Origin of the sequence: Pseudomonas sp. Yb2C2 (genome assembly GCF_052112325.1) — a bacterium.
Taxonomy (GTDB): Bacteria; Pseudomonadota; Gammaproteobacteria; order Pseudomonadales; family Pseudomonadaceae; genus Aquipseudomonas; species Aquipseudomonas marginalis.
The window spans coordinates 128,359-142,858 of record NZ_JAVAJK010000003.1; the positions used below are offsets into that span (position 1 = coordinate 128,359).

Below are 14,500 nucleotides of genomic sequence, written 5' to 3' on the forward strand. Positions count from 1 at the left end.
TCAAAGTTTGGTCAAGGACAGGCCGGCCCAGGTGGCGAGCAGCCCGCCGAACACGCTGATGCCGAGGTACCCGAAGGCGACCAGGGCCTGCCCGCTTTCCAGCAGGCGCAGCGTATCCAGTGAAAAGGATGAAAAGGTCGTCAGACCGCCTACAAAGCCGACAATCAAGCCGGCGCGAATTTCAATCGGTACTTCCGGGCGCAACAGGAACCAGCCGTACAACAACCCGATGATCAGGCAACCCACCAGGTTGACCGCCAGGGTCGCTGCATAAAAATGCTTCGGCCAATTGGCGCTCACCCAAGTACCAGTGGCGAAACGCAATAATGTACCAGCGATGCCGGCTGCGGACACGGCAAGAATCGTCTTGAACACTACTTTCTCCGCTGTTTGGGGCTGAGGCGGTCGAGTTGGGCGAGGTGATTGAGCTTTTCACCGATCTTCAGCTCCAGGCCGCGGGGCACCGGCTGGTAGAACGGCTGCGGCTCAAGCTCGTCGGGGAAATAGTCTTCGCCGGCGGCATAGGCGTCCGGCTCATCATGGGCATAGCGGTATTCATCACCGTAGCCCAGTTGTTTCATCAACTTGGTCGGCGCATTGCGCAGATGCAGCGGCACTTCGAGGGAGCCGTGTTCGGCGGCCGCACGCAGGGCGGACTTGAAGCCCATGTACACCGCGTTGCTTTTCGGCGCGCAGGCCAGGTACGTGATGGCCTGGGCCACCGCCAGCTCACCTTCCGGGCTGCCGAGGCGCTCCTGCACTTCCCAGGCCGCCAGGCACAGGCTCAGGGCGCGCGGGTCGGCGTTGCCGATGTCTTCACTGGCCATGCGCACCACGCGGCGCGCCAGGTACAGCGGGTCGCAGCCGCCGTCGATCATGCGCGCAAACCAATACAGCGCGCCGTCCGGGTTGGAGCCGCGCACGGATTTGTGCAGCGCCGAAATCTGGTCGTAGAAGGCTTCGCCGCCCTTGTCGAAACGCCGACGCGTATCGCCGAGCAGGCTTTGCAGCAGGTCGACGCCAATCTCGCTGCCGTCTTCGGCCAGGTCGGAGGCGTTCTCCAGCAGGTTGAGAAAGCGCCGGCCATCACCATCGGCGGCGCTTAGCAGAATCTTGAAGCCTTCATCGCTGAGGCTCAGTTGGCGCTTGCCCAAGCCCTTGTCTTCGCTCAGGGCGCGGTGCAACAGCTTTTGCATCGCGGCTTCATCGAGGCTCTTGAGCACATAGACCCGCGCCCGCGAGAGCAACGCATTGTTCAATTCAAACGAAGGGTTTTCGGTGGTGGCACCGATAAAAATCAGCGTGCCATCCTCGACATAGGGCAAAAACGCATCCTGCTGCGACTTGTTGAAGCGATGCACTTCGTCGACAAACAGGATGGTGCGCTTGCCGTACTGTCCGGCCTGCTGCTTGGCCACCTCGACGGCCTGGCGGATCTCCTTGACCCCGGCCAGCACGGCCGAGACCGTTTCGAAGTGTGCATCCGAGACTTTTGCCAGCAGCCGCGCCAGGGTGGTCTTACCCACGCCCGGCGGCCCCCAGAAAATCATCGAGTGCAGCGCACCCTGCTCCAGGGCTTCGCGCAAAGGCTTGCCGCGAGCGAGCAGGTGTTCCTGACCGACGTACTCATCCAGGTTGGTCGAGCGCAGGCGCGCGGCCAAAGGCTGGGCAATCGGGTCACTTCGAAACAGATCCATGGGCAGCGTTTGAAACCTCTGGGCAGTTTATTCCTGGATCACGTCGGCACCCTTGGGGATGTCGAACTTGAACTTGGACGCCGGTACCGGCTGGTTGGCCTTGACCCCGGAGAACAGGATATCGGTGCGCTGGCCGACGCTGTCGACCAGGCGCATGTTATTGATCACGCCGTTGCCGAACGACAGGGACAGCGTGTCAAACAACGTGTCCTTGGATTTCGGCTTGAGGGTGAACTCGATCACGTTGCTGGTTTGCTTGGAGGTGATGTCAAAGCTGTCGTTGATTTTCGACACATCGCCCGACAGCAGCAGCGCCGGCGTCTGGTTCAGGCGCGGGTCGAGCTTCTTGATGGTCGCCTGCTCCAGGTCCGGGTCCCACAGGGTGACTTTCTGGCCGTCCGAGACGATGGTCTGCTCGGCCTTGCCTTCGGTGTGCCAGTAGAACAACCCTGGGCGCTGCACGGCCATCTCGCCGGCGGTTTCCTGCAACTGGGTGCCACCGGCATCCAGGGTGAGCTGGGAGAAGCGCGCAGTCAGGGTCTGGGATTTGTCCAACAGGTTTTTCAGGCTGGCGACGGAGGCCGGGTCAGCGTGGGCCGAAACAGCGGTCAGGGCCAGTGCCGGCAACAACAGCATGCGGATAAGACGCATGGGAGTCCTCATTGAGTCGTAAGGGCGCGCCGCGTGCTGCCACGCGGCACGGAATCAGTCGCGCATCTGCCCGGGGGCGATGACTTCGCGCGAGCCGTTGGTGTTCATTGCAGTGACGACGCCAGCGTTTTCCATGGCTTCGATCATGCGCGCAGCGCGGTTATAGCCGATCTTCAGCTTGCGCTGCACCGCAGAAATCGAGGCGCGGCGGCTTTCCAGCACGAACGCCACGGCTTCGTCATACAGCGCGTCGGTTTCGGCATCATCGTCGCCACCGCTGCTACCACCGTCGAAGCCGCTGCCGGCCTCTTCGACACCGGCGAGGATGTCGTCGTTGTATTCGGGCGCGCCACGCAGCTTCCAGGCCTCCACCACGCGGTGCACTTCATCGTCGGAGACGAAGGCGCCGTGGACCCGGATCGGCAGGCTGGTACCCGGCGGCATGTAGAGCATGTCACCGTGGCCCAGCAGTTGCTCGGCACCGCCCTGGTCGATGATGGTCCGTGAGTCGATCTTGCTCGACACCTGGAACGCCATGCGGGTCGGGATGTTGGCCTTGATCAGGCCGGTGATCACGTCCACCGACGGACGCTGGGTGGCGAGGATCAAGTGAATACCGGCCGCCCGCGCCTTCTGGGCGATACGCGCGATCAGCTCTTCGACCTTCTTGCCGACGATCATCATCATGTCGGCAAACTCGTCGACCACCACCACGATGGTCGGCAGCTTGCTCAACAGCGGTGCTTCGTCGTGGATACTTTCGCGCTTGTACAGCGGGTCGGTCAGCGGCGTGCCGGCGTCCTGGGCTTCCTTGACCTTGGCGTTGAAGCCCGACAGGTTACGCACGCCCATCTTCGCCATCAGCTTGTAGCGGCGCTCCATCTCGGCAACGCTCCAGCGCAGGGCGTTGGCGGCGTCCTTCATGTCAGTGACCACCGGGCAGAGCAGGTGCGGAATGCCTTCATAGATCGACAGTTCGAGCATCTTCGGGTCGATCATGATCAGCTTGGCGTCTTCCGGGCCGGACTTGAACAGGATCGACAGGATCATCGCGTTCACGCCCACCGATTTACCCGAACCGGTGGTACCGGCCACCAGCAGGTGAGGCATTTTGGCGAGGTCGGTGATCACCGGCTTGCCGCCGATGTCGTGGCCCAGGGCCAGGGTGACCGGCGACTTGAAGTTGTCGTATTCGGGCGTCGACAGCACTTCGGAGAAGCGCACGATCTGGCGATCTTCGTTGGGAATCTCGATACCCACGGTCGTCTTGCCCGGGATCACTTCCACCACGCGCACGCTGGTCACGGCCAGGGAGCGCGCCAGGTCCTTGGCCAGGTTGGAAATGCGGCTGACCTTGACGCCGGCAGCCGGCTGGATTTCGTAACGGGTAATCACCGGGCCGGGATGGATCGAGTCCACCGACACCTCGACGCCGAATTCCTTGAGTTTGATTTCCAGCAGATGGCCGACGGCCGCCAGGGACTCAGGGGAATAGTTGAGCTGTTTCTTTTCGGCCGGGTCGAGGATCGAGATCGGCGGCAAGGTGCCTTCCACGGCGCTGTCGACAAACAACGGAGCCTGTTTCTCTTTCTGCACGCGGTGGCTTGGCTCGGCCGGCTTGGGCGGCGCCGGGGCGATCACCGGCGGCACCTGCTTCTCGCGGTCCGACATGTGCTTGCTCAGGGCCTGCTCGCGTTCGATCAGGCGTTCCTTGACCTTGGCCTGCTCACGGCGGTCCGGTGTGCTTGGGGCCACCACTTCGTTGACGCGGGTATCCACCTCGCGCAACTGGGCCACCATGCGCTTGCGTTCGACCCGGGCGGCCCACCAGCGGTTGGCAGCGCCCTGGAACAGCTCCAGCAGGTCGAGGGTGATCTTGCCCGTCACGTCCATCACCTTGAACCACGACAGGTCGGTGAACACGGTGAGGCCAAACAGGAACAGCGCGATAAACATCAGGGTGCTGCCCTGGATATTCAGGGTCTTGCGCGCCAGGTCGCCGAGGCTCTCGCCCAGCGCCCCACCCGCGCCCGCCGGCAGGCCGGTGGGTGCGTGGAAATGAATATGCGCCAGGGCGGCACCGGACAGTACCAGGAATACCAGGCCGATCAGGCGCCACGAAAACAGCCAGCCGCTCCACTGCCACGGCTCATGACGCTGGCGGAAGATCTGCCAGGTCTTGATCGCCAGTAACAGCGGGAAGATATAGGCGAAGTAACCCAGCACCATGAACAGGATATCGGCGCTGTAGGAACCGGCAGGCCCACCGAAGTTCTGCACGTCTTCGATCTTGCTGTTGTGGCTCCAGCCCGGATCGTCCTTGCCATAGGTGAGCAAGGCCATCATCAGGAACAGGCACAGCGCGCCGATAGCGATCAGCGCGCCTTCCTTGAGTCGATAGTGCAGGTGCTGGCGCCAGGCCGGCACGACGGCTGCTTTAGGTGTTGCGGCGGATTTCTTCAAAACGGGTCTTTTCCTGCGCCTGTTAGCGCGTCCATCTGTTGAATAACTGCAAATACTGCCCAATCCGAGCAGCTGAAAAATGAACGAACGTCGTGGAATCTACTTTTAACACTGGGCGATTGCTGGATGAAATGGCGATAACGCCACAATGGCCGCATTGTACGGGTTTGTGTTGCGGTTGCCACGCCACTTGGCTTTCTTCAGGCAGCATAGCCAATTGTGTGTCACAACATGTTCAATTTGAGCATGCATTGTCTTTGCTGACAAAGGCTTATGAGCTGTTTTTACCAATCCAGGCAAGCTTGGCAAATGGCCTGCATGGGCCAGACCCGATTACGACCACGCCTCACGCAGAGAGTTGCAGAAACACCCGCTCACGCTTATGCACGCCAACAGCCGATTCGGGCTGGCCCCACAGCGCTGCGTCGACAATAATCACACCCCTTGGGGCAGGCGATCCGCCTGCCACTCCCCTCCCCTTCCGCAAGCCTGGATGCCATGCTGACCTGGTTACAACGCGACTCACTGACATTTCCCCCGCTGGCCAAGGCCATGCGTGAACCCAATGGCCTGCTCGCCGCCGGTGGCGACCTGTCGGCCGAGCGACTGGTGCAAGCCTACCGCCACGGTTGCTTTCCCTGGTTCTCGGAGGGCCAGCCGATCCTCTGGTGGTCGCCGGACCCGCGCACCGTGATATTCCCCGACGAGCTGCATGTCTCCCGCAGCCTGGGCAAACTATTGCGCCAGCAGCGCTATACCGTGACCTTCGACCAGGACTTTGCCGCCGTCATCCAGGCGTGCGCCGCGCCGCGTGCGTATGCCGATGGCACCTGGATCACCGAAGGTATCCAGCGCGCCTATCTGGAACTGCATCAGCGCGGCTATGCACATTCGGTTGAGGTATGGGACGAAGGCGTGCTGGTGGGCGGACTGTATGGCCTGGCGATGGGCCAGCTGTTTTTTGGCGAATCCATGTTCAGCCGTGCCGACAATGCCTCGAAATTCGGCTTTGCTACATTGACCCGGCAATTGCAGGCCTGGGGCTTTGTACTGATCGACTGCCAGATGCCCAATGATCACCTGCATAGCCTGGGTGCTCGCGCCATTCCTCGCAGTGAATTTGCCGATTTCCTACAAGACCACCTGGACCAACGCAATTCCGGGCCATGGGTTTCTTAGGCGACATCCGCACACCTGGCTTACACTTATTTCAAAGCTTATCCGAGGGTTGATCATGACCGAGTTGGCGCGCTTGAAGTTTTATGCCACTCAACCCCACTCTTGCAGCTATCTGCCCGACGAGCAGGCCACCACGCTGTTCCTCGACCCCAGCCAGCCAATGGATGTGCACGTGTATGCCGATCTCTCGGAAATGGGTTTTCGACGCAGCGGCGATCATCTGTACCGGCCCCACTGCCAGAACTGCAATGCCTGCGTGCCGGCACGCATCCCCGTGGCGCAGTTTCTGCCGGACCGCAATCAGAAGCGCATCCTCAAGCGCAATGCCGACCTGACGGTGGCAGCTGCCAAGCCACGATTCACCGAAGAGTATTTCGACCTGTACCAGCGCTATATCGAGCAGCGCCACGCCGACGGCGATATGTTCCCACCCAGCCGCGACCAGTTTTCCACCTTCCTGGTGCGTGACCTGCCGTTCTCGCGCTTTTACGAATTTCGCGCGGACGGCCGTCTGGTGGCCGTCGCCGTGACCGATTTGCTGCCTAACGGCCTATCAGCGGTCTACACCTTCTACGAGCCAGCCGAAGAGCGTCGCAGCCTTGGGCGCTTTGCAATCCTCTGGCAAATCGGTGAAGCACTGCGCCTGGAACTGGAGGCGGTGTACCTCGGATACTGGATCAAGAACTGCAAAAAAATGAACTACAAGACCCAATATCGCCCCATAGAACTGCTGATTAATCAAAGATGGGTCACGCTTAACTAGAACCCCTTGGCTTAAACACCCTTTTTCGGGCACAATGCACGCCGCTTTTGCCTGGCGCAGTTGCACCGGGCCATTCACTGGATACCGAGGGCTTTACTGCATGTCGAAAGAAGACAGCTTCGAAATGGAAGGCACTGTCGTCGACACCCTGCCCAACACCATGTTTCGTGTGGAGTTGGAAAATGGGCACGTCGTAACCGCGCATATCTCCGGCAAGATGCGCAAGAACTACATTCGTATTCTTACCGGTGACAAAGTGCGCGTCGAGCTGACGCCCTATGACTTGAGCAAAGGGCGCATCACTTACCGCGCTCGCTAAGCAAGTCAATACAAAACGCCCGGTTATGCCGGGCGTTTTTGTGTGCATGGGATTTCTCCAACACCAAGGGATCCTGTGGGAGGGGGCAAGCCCCATTCTGAGAATTGCATTTCAAGACAGCAAAAAGGCGCCTTTCGGCGCCTTTTGCGTTATTGCAGAACGATCAGGCCATTTCAGCCGTGGTTTCGAACTCGAAGGTCAGCTCGCCATCCTTCAGGTCGATATGCACCACGCCACCATGGTCGGAAAGCTCGCCAAACAGGATCTCTTCGGCCAGCGGCCGCTTGATCTTGTCCTGGATCAGGCGCGCCATCGGGCGAGCGCCCATTGCCGCGTCGTAGCCACCTTCGGCGATCCAGCTGCGTGCCGCTTCCGTGACATCCAGTTGCACGCGCTTGTCTTCCAACTGCGCCTGAAGCTCGGTAAGGAACTTGTCCACCACACTCTTGATGACCTCATGGCTGAGGCGACCAAACTGGATAATGGTATCCAGGCGGTTGCGGAACTCCGGCGTGAAGCTCTTCTTGATCACTTCCATCGCATCGGACGAGTGATCCTGGTGGGTAAAGCCGATCGAAGCCCGCGCGGCCGTCTCGGCACCGGCGTTGGTGGTCATGATCAGGATGACATTGCGGAAGTCCGCCTTGCGCCCGTTATTGTCGGTCAGGGTCCCGTGGTCCATTACCTGCAGCAGCAGGTTGAAGACTTCCGGGTGGGCCTTCTCGATTTCATCGAGCAGCAGTACGCAATGGGGCTGCTTGGTAATCGCCTCGGTCAACAGGCCGCCCTGGTCGAAACCGACATAGCCCGGAGGCGCACCGATCAGGCGCGACACGGTGTGACGCTCCATGTATTCGGACATGTCGAAGCGCACCAGCTCGATCCCCATGGCCTTGGCCAATTGCCGCGCCGCCTCGGTCTTGCCGACACCGGTAGGACCGGCGAACAGGAACGAACCGACAGGCTTGTCCGGCGACTTGAGGCCCGCACGCGACAGCTTGATCGCGGTGGACAGCGCGTCGATCGCTGCGTCCTGGCCGAACACGGTGAGCTTGAGGTCGCGCTCCAGGTTACGCAGCAGCTCCTTGTCGGAACTGTTGACGTGTTTTGGCGGAATCCGCGCGATCTTCGCGACAATGTCCTCGACCTGAGGCACGTCGATGCGCTTCACACGCTTCTCGACCGGCTGCAGGCGCTGGTAGGCCCCTGCCTCGTCGATCACATCGATGGCCTTGTCCGGCATGTGCCGGTCATTGATGTAGCGCGACGCCAACTCGGCGGCCGCACGCAGCGCCTCATCGGTGTACTCGATGCCGTGGTGCGCTTCAAACCGCCCCTTGAGCCCGCGCAGGATGCCGATGGTGTCTTCGACCGACGGCTCGGACACGTCGACTTTCTGGAAGCGACGCGCCAAGGCACGATCTTTCTCGAAGATGCCGCGGAATTCCTGGAAGGTGGTCGAGCCGATGCAGCGGATATCACCCGACGACAACAACGGCTTGAGCAGGTTGGAGGCGTCCATCACACCTCCGGATGCCGCACCGGCACCAATGATGGTGTGGATCTCGTCGATGAACAGGATCGCCTGCGGGCGTTTTTTCAGCTCGCCGAGCAGGGCCTTGAAGCGCTTCTCGAAATCGCCACGGTACTTGGTCCCGGCGAGCAACGCGCCCAGGTCAAGGGAGTAGACGACACTATTGGCCAGCAGGTCCGGCACCTGGTTGTCGACGATGCGCTTGGCCAGGCCTTCGGCAATCGCGGTCTTGCCCACGCCCGCCTCACCCACCAGCAACGGGTTGTTCTTGCGACGGCGCGCCAGGATCTGCGCTACGCGCTCCACCTCAAGCTCACGCCCCACCAACGGATCGATCCGCCCCTGGCGCGCCAGCTCATTGAGGTTGCTGGCATAGGCATCCAGCGGGTTGCTTGAAGAAGAAGACTCACCGCCCTCGTCGTCCTGCATATCCTGCTCACCCTCGGAATGATCGCCGTGCCCAGGCACCTTGGAGATACCGTGGGCGATGTAGTTGACGACATCGATACGGGCAACGCTTTGCTGCTTGAGCAGGAACACTGCCTGGCTTTCCTGTTCGCTGAAGATCGCCACAAGCACATTGGCGCCTGTGACTTCACGCTTACCGGAGCTCTGTACGTGGAAAACAGCACGCTGCAATACCCGCTGGAAGCCCAGGGTTGGCTGGGTCTCACGGTCCTCGTCATGCACGGGGATCAGTGGCGTGGTGGAGTCGATAAACTCCTGCAGGTCATGCTTGAGCTTGTCGAGATTGGCGCCGCACGCACGCAGAACCGTGGCGGCAGCTTCGTTATCCAAAAGTGCCAGCAGCAGGTGTTCGACGGTCATGAATTCATGACGCTTCGAACGAGCCTCCTTGAAGGCAAGATTGAGGGTGACTTCGAGCTCGCGGTTTAACATAGCTTCACCTCATACCCAAGTGGTCGGCGTTAACCGTCCTTCTCGATTTCACAGAGTAGCGGATGCTGGCTTTCCCTGGCGTACTGGTTGACCTGCATGGCCTTTGTCTCGGCGATGTCACGGGTAAACACTCCACATACTGCCCGTCCTTCTGTGTGAACGGCCAGCATTACCTTGGTCGCCAACTCGCGGTTCAGGTTAAAAAACACCTCGAGCACTTCGACCACGAAATCCATCGGTGTGTAGTCATCGTTGAACAAAACCACCTTGTACATCGGCGGCGCCTGTAAAGCAGGCCTGGCCTCCTGAACAGCAATGCCTGCAGAACCGTCGTCATCGTGTTCGTGATCCGGTCGATCCTGATTGAATGTTAGTCGAATCTGGCTGATTGCATGCATGGAAAGAAAGGTTCGTCAGTGGTTCAAATACAGTGGTGGGGGCGACCTGTCAGAATTTCAACTCTGACCGCTCAGTCGCCTTGACTATCGGCAAATCGGTGTTACAACCAATAGAACCCACAGTGGGTAAAAAAGGTCCGCGCAGTCAACCTTATTTATTCGGGTTAGGACGGATAAACTGGATGATACTCCAGTGATGGAGTCTGGTGCAGAGGGATATGGGTATGTCTGGCGTCAAGATCAGTGGCAAGGTCAAGTGGTTCAACAATGCCAAGGGATATGGCTTTGTTAATGAAGACGGTAAAACCGAGGACCTTTTTGCGCACTATTCAGCGATTAACATGGATGGGTACAAAACGCTGAAGGCGGGCCAAGCTGTGAGCTTTGAAATCATTCAAGGACCGAAAGGGCTGCACGCCGTGAATATCGGTGCAGTGAAAGCCGAAACACATGAAAAAAACACGCCATCAACCGCTCATAACGAAAAGAAACAAACGGCCTGACACCCCGCGAAGCGAGTGACATGCGATAAAAAACCGGCCACCCGATCGACTTGGGTTGCCGGTTTTTTTGTACCAGGCTTTTACATGTGCGAAATCAACGCATCCCCAAAGCCCGACGAAGACACCAGCTTCGCGCCATCCATCAGGCGTTCGAAGTCATAAGTCACGGTCTTGGCCGAGATAGCACCGTTGGTGCCCTTGATGATCAAGTCGGCCGCTTCGGTCCAGCCCATATGACGCAGCATCATTTCCGCCGACAGGATCAATGAACCCGGGTTGACCTGGTCCTTGCCCGCATACTTGGGCGCAGTACCGTGGGTCGCCTCGAACATGGCAACGGTGTCGGACAGATTGGCACCCGGCGCAATCCCGATACCGCCCACCTCTGCCGCCAGGGCGTCGGACAGGTAGTCGCCGTTCAGGTTGAGGGTCGCGATCACGTCATACTCGGCCGGACGCAACAGGATCTGCTGGAGCATGGCATCGGCGATGGCATCCTTGACCACTACATTCTTGCCGGTCTTCGGGTTCTTGAACTGCATCCACGGGCCGCCATCCAGCAGGGTCGCACCGAATTCTTCAGCCGCCACTTCGTAGGCCCATTCCTTGAAGGCCCCTTCGGTGAACTTCATGATGTTGCCTTTGTGCACGATAGTCAGCGAGTCGCGATCATTATCCACTACATATTGCAGGGCCTTGCGCGCCAGGCGCTTGGTGCCTTCCAGCGATACCGGCTTGATACCAATGCCGCAATCCTGATCGAAACGAATCTTGGTGACGCCCATTTCCTCCTTGAGGAACTTGATGACCTTTGTCGCTTCCGGCGAGCCGGCCTTCCACTCGATCCCGGCGTAAATATCTTCGGAGTTTTCGCGGAAGATGGTCATGTCCACATCGCCTGGTTTCTTGACCGGGCTGGGCACACCTTCGAACCAGCGCACCGGGCGCAGGCACACGTAGAGGTCGAGTTGCTGACGCAGGGCCACGTTCAGCGAACGAATGCCGCCCCCTACCGGAGTGGTCAGCGGGCCCTTGATGGACACCACGTAATCCTTGACCGCATCCAGGGTTTCCTGGGGCAGCCAGGTGTCCTGGTCGTAGACCTGGGTCGCCTTCTCGCCGGCGTACACCTCCATCCACGAGATCTTGCGCTTGCCGCCGTAGGCCTTTTCAACAGCTGCGTCGACCACCTTGATCATCACCGGGCTGATGTCGACGCCAATACCGTCACCTTCGATATACGGGATGATCGGTTGGTCAGGAACATTGAGAGAATGGTCTGCATTGACGGTGATTTTGTCGCCGACTGCCGGAACCTGAATCTTCTTGTATCCCATGCTGAACTCCATCTATGGATTGAACATCTGGCTGCGTTCGAGCCTACTCCAGATAAATGGCGACTGAAACCTCGCGCCATGCTCATTTGCATCGAAAACAGCATAAATTGTCGCCTACAAGCCTGAAAGCAAAGGGAAAAGCGCCAATCTTGAGCACTTCGTGCGACTTTAGGCGTAACCCGGTACCTGCGACCTTTAGACCAATGGACGACACACCTTTTGTATGAAGGCTCGGCGTAAGCATAGCGACCTATGTATAATGCCGCCGCTGACCAAAGAGTCACGATGGCAGACCGCTCTGGAACAGGGCCCTCCGCTACAAAGCAGGACTAATACAATAGTCCACCCGCTTGACGCTCGACTGATGCAACCCAACATCACCGCGAAGAAACCTCGACCTTTCGCTCATGGATGACTTTGAACGAACGCGCTCCACCCGGCGCATCTCGAGTTTCTGCGCACGCTTTCAGCAAAGAAGAGAGTTAATCCGAATATGCCCACCCGCTCGAAGATCATCTACACCTTCACCGACGAAGCCCCAGCCCTCGCCACCTATTCACTGCTGCCTATCGTAGAGGCCTTCACCGCTTCCGCTGATATTGCCGTGGAAACCCGCGACATCTCCCTCGCAGGGCGCATCCTCGCAAGCTTCCCCGAGCAACTGGGCACCAAGGCCGTACCGGACCACCTCGCCGAACTGGGCGACCTGGCCGTTACCCCTGAAGCCAACATCATCAAGCTGCCTAACATCAGCGCCTCGACCCCGCAGCTGCAAGCGGCGATCAAGGAACTGCAGGCCCAGGGCTACGCCCTGCCGGACTACCCGGAAACCGTAACCACCGACGCGGAAAAAGAAACCCGTGCACGTTACGACAAGGTCAAGGGCAGCGCCGTGAACCCGGTACTGCGCGAAGGCAACTCCGACCGCCGCGCGCCGCTGTCGGTCAAGAACTACGCTCGCAAGCACCCGCACAAGATGGGCGCCTGGGCTGCAGACTCCAAGTCCCACGTTGCCCACATGAGCAACGGCGACTTCTACGGCAGCGAAAAAGCCGTGCAGATCGAAGCCGCTGACGCTGTCAAGATCGAGCTGGTCGCCCAGGACGGCACCACCACCGTCCTGAAAGAAAAGACCAGCGTCAAGGCCGGCGAAATCATCGACAGCGCGGTACTGAGCAAGAACGCCCTGCGCAGCTTCATCGCCGCTGAAATTGAAGACGCCAAGAAACAAGGCGTGCTGCTGTCGGTCCACCTGAAAGCCACCATGATGAAGGTCTCCGACCCGATCATGTTCGGCCAGATCGTTGCCGAATTCTATAAAGACGCCCTGGCCAAGCACGCAGACGTGCTGGCACAAATCGGCTTCAACCTGAACAACGGCATCGGCGACCTGTACGCCCGCATCAAGGCCCTGCCGGCCGAGCAGCAGGCGCAGATCGAAGCTGACATCCAGGCGGTCTACGCCGCTCGCCCTTCCCTGGCGATGGTCAACTCCGACAAAGGCATCACCAACCTGCACGTGCCGAGCGACGTGATCGTCGACGCCTCGATGCCGGCCATGATCCGTGACTCCGGCAAGATGTGGGGCACCGACGGCCAGCTGCACGACACCAAGGCCGTGATCCCGGATCGCTGCTACGCCACCATCTACCAGGCGGTGATCGAAGAGTGCAAGGCCAACGGCGCCTTCGACCCTACCACCATGGGCAGCGTGCCAAACGTTGGCCTGATGGCGAAAAAAGCCGAAGAGTACGGCTCCCACGACAAGACGTTCCAGGTCAAGGCTGACGGCGTCGTCCGCGTGACCGACAGCAAGGGCAACCTGCTGATGGAACAGAAAGTCGAAGCCGGCGACATCTTCCGCATGTGCCAGACCCAAGACGCGCCGATCCAGGACTGGGTCAAGCTGGCCGTCAACCGTGCCCGCGCCAGCAACACCCCGGCCATCTTCTGGCTGGACCCCAAGCGTGCACACGACGGCGTCGTGGTCGAGAAAGTCCAGGCCTACCTGAAAGACCACAACACCGAAGGCCTGGACATCCGCATCATGTCGCCGGTCGACGCGATGAAGTTCACCCTGGAACGTACCCGCAAAGGCCTGGACACCATCTCGGTGACCGGCAACGTACTGCGCGACTATCTGACCGACCTGTTCCCGATCATGGAACTGGGCACCAGCGCCAAGATGCTGTCGATCGTGCCGCTGATGAATGGCGGCGGCCTGTTCGAAACCGGCGCCGGCGGTTCGGCGCCGAAGCACGTGCAACAGCTGCTGGAAGAGAACTTCCTGCGCTGGGATTCCCTGGGTGAGTTCCTGGCCCTGGCCGCTTCCCTCGAGCATTTGGGTGTGACGTACAACAACCCGAAAGCCCTGGTGCTGTCCAAGACCCTGGACCAGGCCACCGGCCAGTTCCTCGACAACAACAAGTCGCCATCGCGCAAAGTCGGCAACATCGACAACCGCGGCAGCCACTTCTACCTGGCGCTGTACTGGGCCCAGGCCCTGGCCGCCCAGACCGAAGACACTGCACTGCAAGGTCAATTCAGCGAACTGGCCAAGACCCTGGCCGCGAACGAAGCAACCATCGTTGCCGAGCTCAATGCCGTACAGGGCAAGCCAGTGGACATCGGCGGCTACTACGCGCCGAACCCGGAGCTGACCAGCAAGGCCATGCGCCCAAGCAACACCCTCAATGCGGCGATTGCCAAGTTGAAGTAAGGTTGTAGGGATGCATCACAAACCCCGGCCACGTGCC

Annotated in this window: 12 protein-coding genes; 5 read left to right on the forward strand and 7 right to left on the reverse strand. The window is 59.8% G+C overall.

The window, feature by feature from the left end; all coding sequences use genetic code 11:
- Genes crcB through Q8X51_RS04925 form a run of 4 tightly spaced genes read right to left on the reverse strand, consistent with a single transcriptional unit; the run spans window position 1 to window position 4,811 of the window.
- Window positions 1-375 (reverse strand): fluoride efflux transporter CrcB, encoded by a 375-nt coding sequence (gene crcB / locus Q8X51_RS04910; protein ID WP_027606345.1) that lies wholly within the window; start codon window positions 373-375, stop codon window positions 1-3.
- The gene (locus Q8X51_RS04915; protein WP_027606344.1) at window positions 375-1,697 is read right to left on the reverse strand and encodes a replication-associated recombination protein A; all 1,323 of its coding nucleotides are present in this window, start codon (window positions 1,695-1,697) and stop codon (window positions 375-377) included. Before Q8X51_RS04915 ends, crcB begins: the two co-directional genes overlap by 1 nt.
- A 27-nt stretch (window positions 1,698-1,724) precedes the next feature.
- A complete protein-coding gene (gene lolA / locus Q8X51_RS04920) occupies window positions 1,725-2,348 on the reverse strand; it encodes an outer membrane lipoprotein chaperone LolA (protein WP_016975527.1) in 624 nt (207 codons plus the stop codon).
- 54 nt (window positions 2,349-2,402) lie between these two features.
- Window positions 2,403-4,811, reverse strand: a complete 2,409-nt coding sequence (locus Q8X51_RS04925) for a DNA translocase FtsK (protein ID WP_065927074.1) — start codon at window positions 4,809-4,811, stop codon at window positions 2,403-2,405.
- Between the two features lie 498 nt (window positions 4,812-5,309).
- On the opposite strand from Q8X51_RS04925, the gene aat reads away from it, so the two are divergent.
- From aat to infA, 3 genes are all read left to right on the forward strand, one after another.
- Window positions 5,310-5,990 carry a leucyl/phenylalanyl-tRNA--protein transferase gene (aat, locus tag Q8X51_RS04930; RefSeq protein WP_065927073.1) on the forward strand — a complete coding sequence of 227 codons (681 nt, stop codon included), beginning with the start codon at window positions 5,310-5,312 and terminating at the stop codon, window positions 5,988-5,990.
- A gap of 55 nt (window positions 5,991-6,045) precedes the next feature.
- A complete protein-coding gene (locus tag Q8X51_RS04935) occupies window positions 6,046-6,753 on the forward strand; it encodes an arginyltransferase (RefSeq protein WP_027606340.1) in 708 nt (235 codons plus the stop codon).
- Between the two features lie 100 nt (window positions 6,754-6,853).
- Window positions 6,854-7,072: a translation initiation factor IF-1 gene (infA, locus tag Q8X51_RS04940; RefSeq protein WP_002553999.1), complete on the forward strand. Its 219-nt coding sequence runs from the start codon at window positions 6,854-6,856 to the stop codon at window positions 7,070-7,072.
- Between the two features lie 163 nt (window positions 7,073-7,235).
- Here the strand turns inward: infA and clpA are convergent, their stop codons facing one another.
- Together clpA and clpS are read right to left on the reverse strand one after the other, a co-directional pair.
- Window positions 7,236-9,506, reverse strand: a complete 2,271-nt coding sequence (gene clpA, locus Q8X51_RS04945; protein WP_027606339.1) for an ATP-dependent Clp protease ATP-binding subunit ClpA — start codon at window positions 9,504-9,506, stop codon at window positions 7,236-7,238.
- 29 nt (window positions 9,507-9,535) lie between these two features.
- Window positions 9,536-9,904, reverse strand: a complete 369-nt coding sequence (gene clpS / locus Q8X51_RS04950) for an ATP-dependent Clp protease adapter ClpS (protein ID WP_141606718.1) — start codon at window positions 9,902-9,904, stop codon at window positions 9,536-9,538.
- Between the two features lie 224 nt (window positions 9,905-10,128).
- Here clpS and cspD point away from each other — a divergent pair, with 224 nt between their 5' ends.
- Window positions 10,129-10,407, forward strand: a complete 279-nt coding sequence (gene cspD, locus Q8X51_RS04955) for a cold shock domain-containing protein CspD (protein ID WP_043293603.1) — start codon at window positions 10,129-10,131, stop codon at window positions 10,405-10,407.
- An 80-nt stretch (window positions 10,408-10,487) separates the two neighbouring features.
- On the opposite strand, the gene icd is transcribed toward cspD, so the two are convergent.
- Window positions 10,488-11,744, reverse strand: a complete 1,257-nt coding sequence (gene icd / locus Q8X51_RS04960) for an NADP-dependent isocitrate dehydrogenase (protein ID WP_027606337.1) — start codon at window positions 11,742-11,744, stop codon at window positions 10,488-10,490.
- Window positions 11,745-12,237: 493 nt separating this feature from the next.
- Here icd and Q8X51_RS04965 point away from each other — a divergent pair, with 493 nt between their 5' ends.
- A complete protein-coding gene (locus Q8X51_RS04965; RefSeq protein ID WP_065948350.1) occupies window positions 12,238-14,463 on the forward strand; it encodes an NADP-dependent isocitrate dehydrogenase in 2,226 nt (741 codons plus the stop codon).
- The last annotated feature ends 37 nt before the right edge of the window (window positions 14,464-14,500 follow it).

Bases quoted from the DNA above. Each gene is read 5' to 3' on its own strand.
- lolA (WP_016975527.1), bottom strand. From the start codon at position 2,348: ATGCGTCTTATCCGCATGCTGTTGTTGCCGGCACTGGCCCTGACCGCT.
- aat (WP_065927073.1), top strand. From the start codon at position 5,310: ATGCTGACCTGGTTACAACGCGACTCACTGACATTTCCCCCGCTGGCC.
- Q8X51_RS04965 (WP_065948350.1), top strand. From the start codon at position 12,238: ATGCCCACCCGCTCGAAGATCATCTACACCTTCACCGACGAAGCCCCA.
- Q8X51_RS04935 (WP_027606340.1), top strand. From the start codon at position 6,046: ATGACCGAGTTGGCGCGCTTGAAGTTTTATGCCACTCAACCCCACTCT.
- infA (WP_002553999.1), top strand. From the start codon at position 6,854: ATGTCGAAAGAAGACAGCTTCGAAATGGAAGGCACTGTCGTCGACACC.
- clpS (WP_141606718.1), bottom strand. From the start codon at position 9,904: ATGCATGCAATCAGCCAGATTCGACTAACATTCAATCAGGATCGACCG.
- icd (WP_027606337.1), bottom strand. From the start codon at position 11,744: ATGGGATACAAGAAGATTCAGGTTCCGGCAGTCGGCGACAAAATCACC.
- Q8X51_RS04915 (WP_027606344.1), bottom strand. From the start codon at position 1,697: ATGGATCTGTTTCGAAGTGACCCGATTGCCCAGCCTTTGGCCGCGCGC.
- cspD (WP_043293603.1), top strand. From the start codon at position 10,129: ATGTCTGGCGTCAAGATCAGTGGCAAGGTCAAGTGGTTCAACAATGCC.
- clpA (WP_027606339.1), bottom strand. From the start codon at position 9,506: ATGTTAAACCGCGAGCTCGAAGTCACCCTCAATCTTGCCTTCAAGGAG.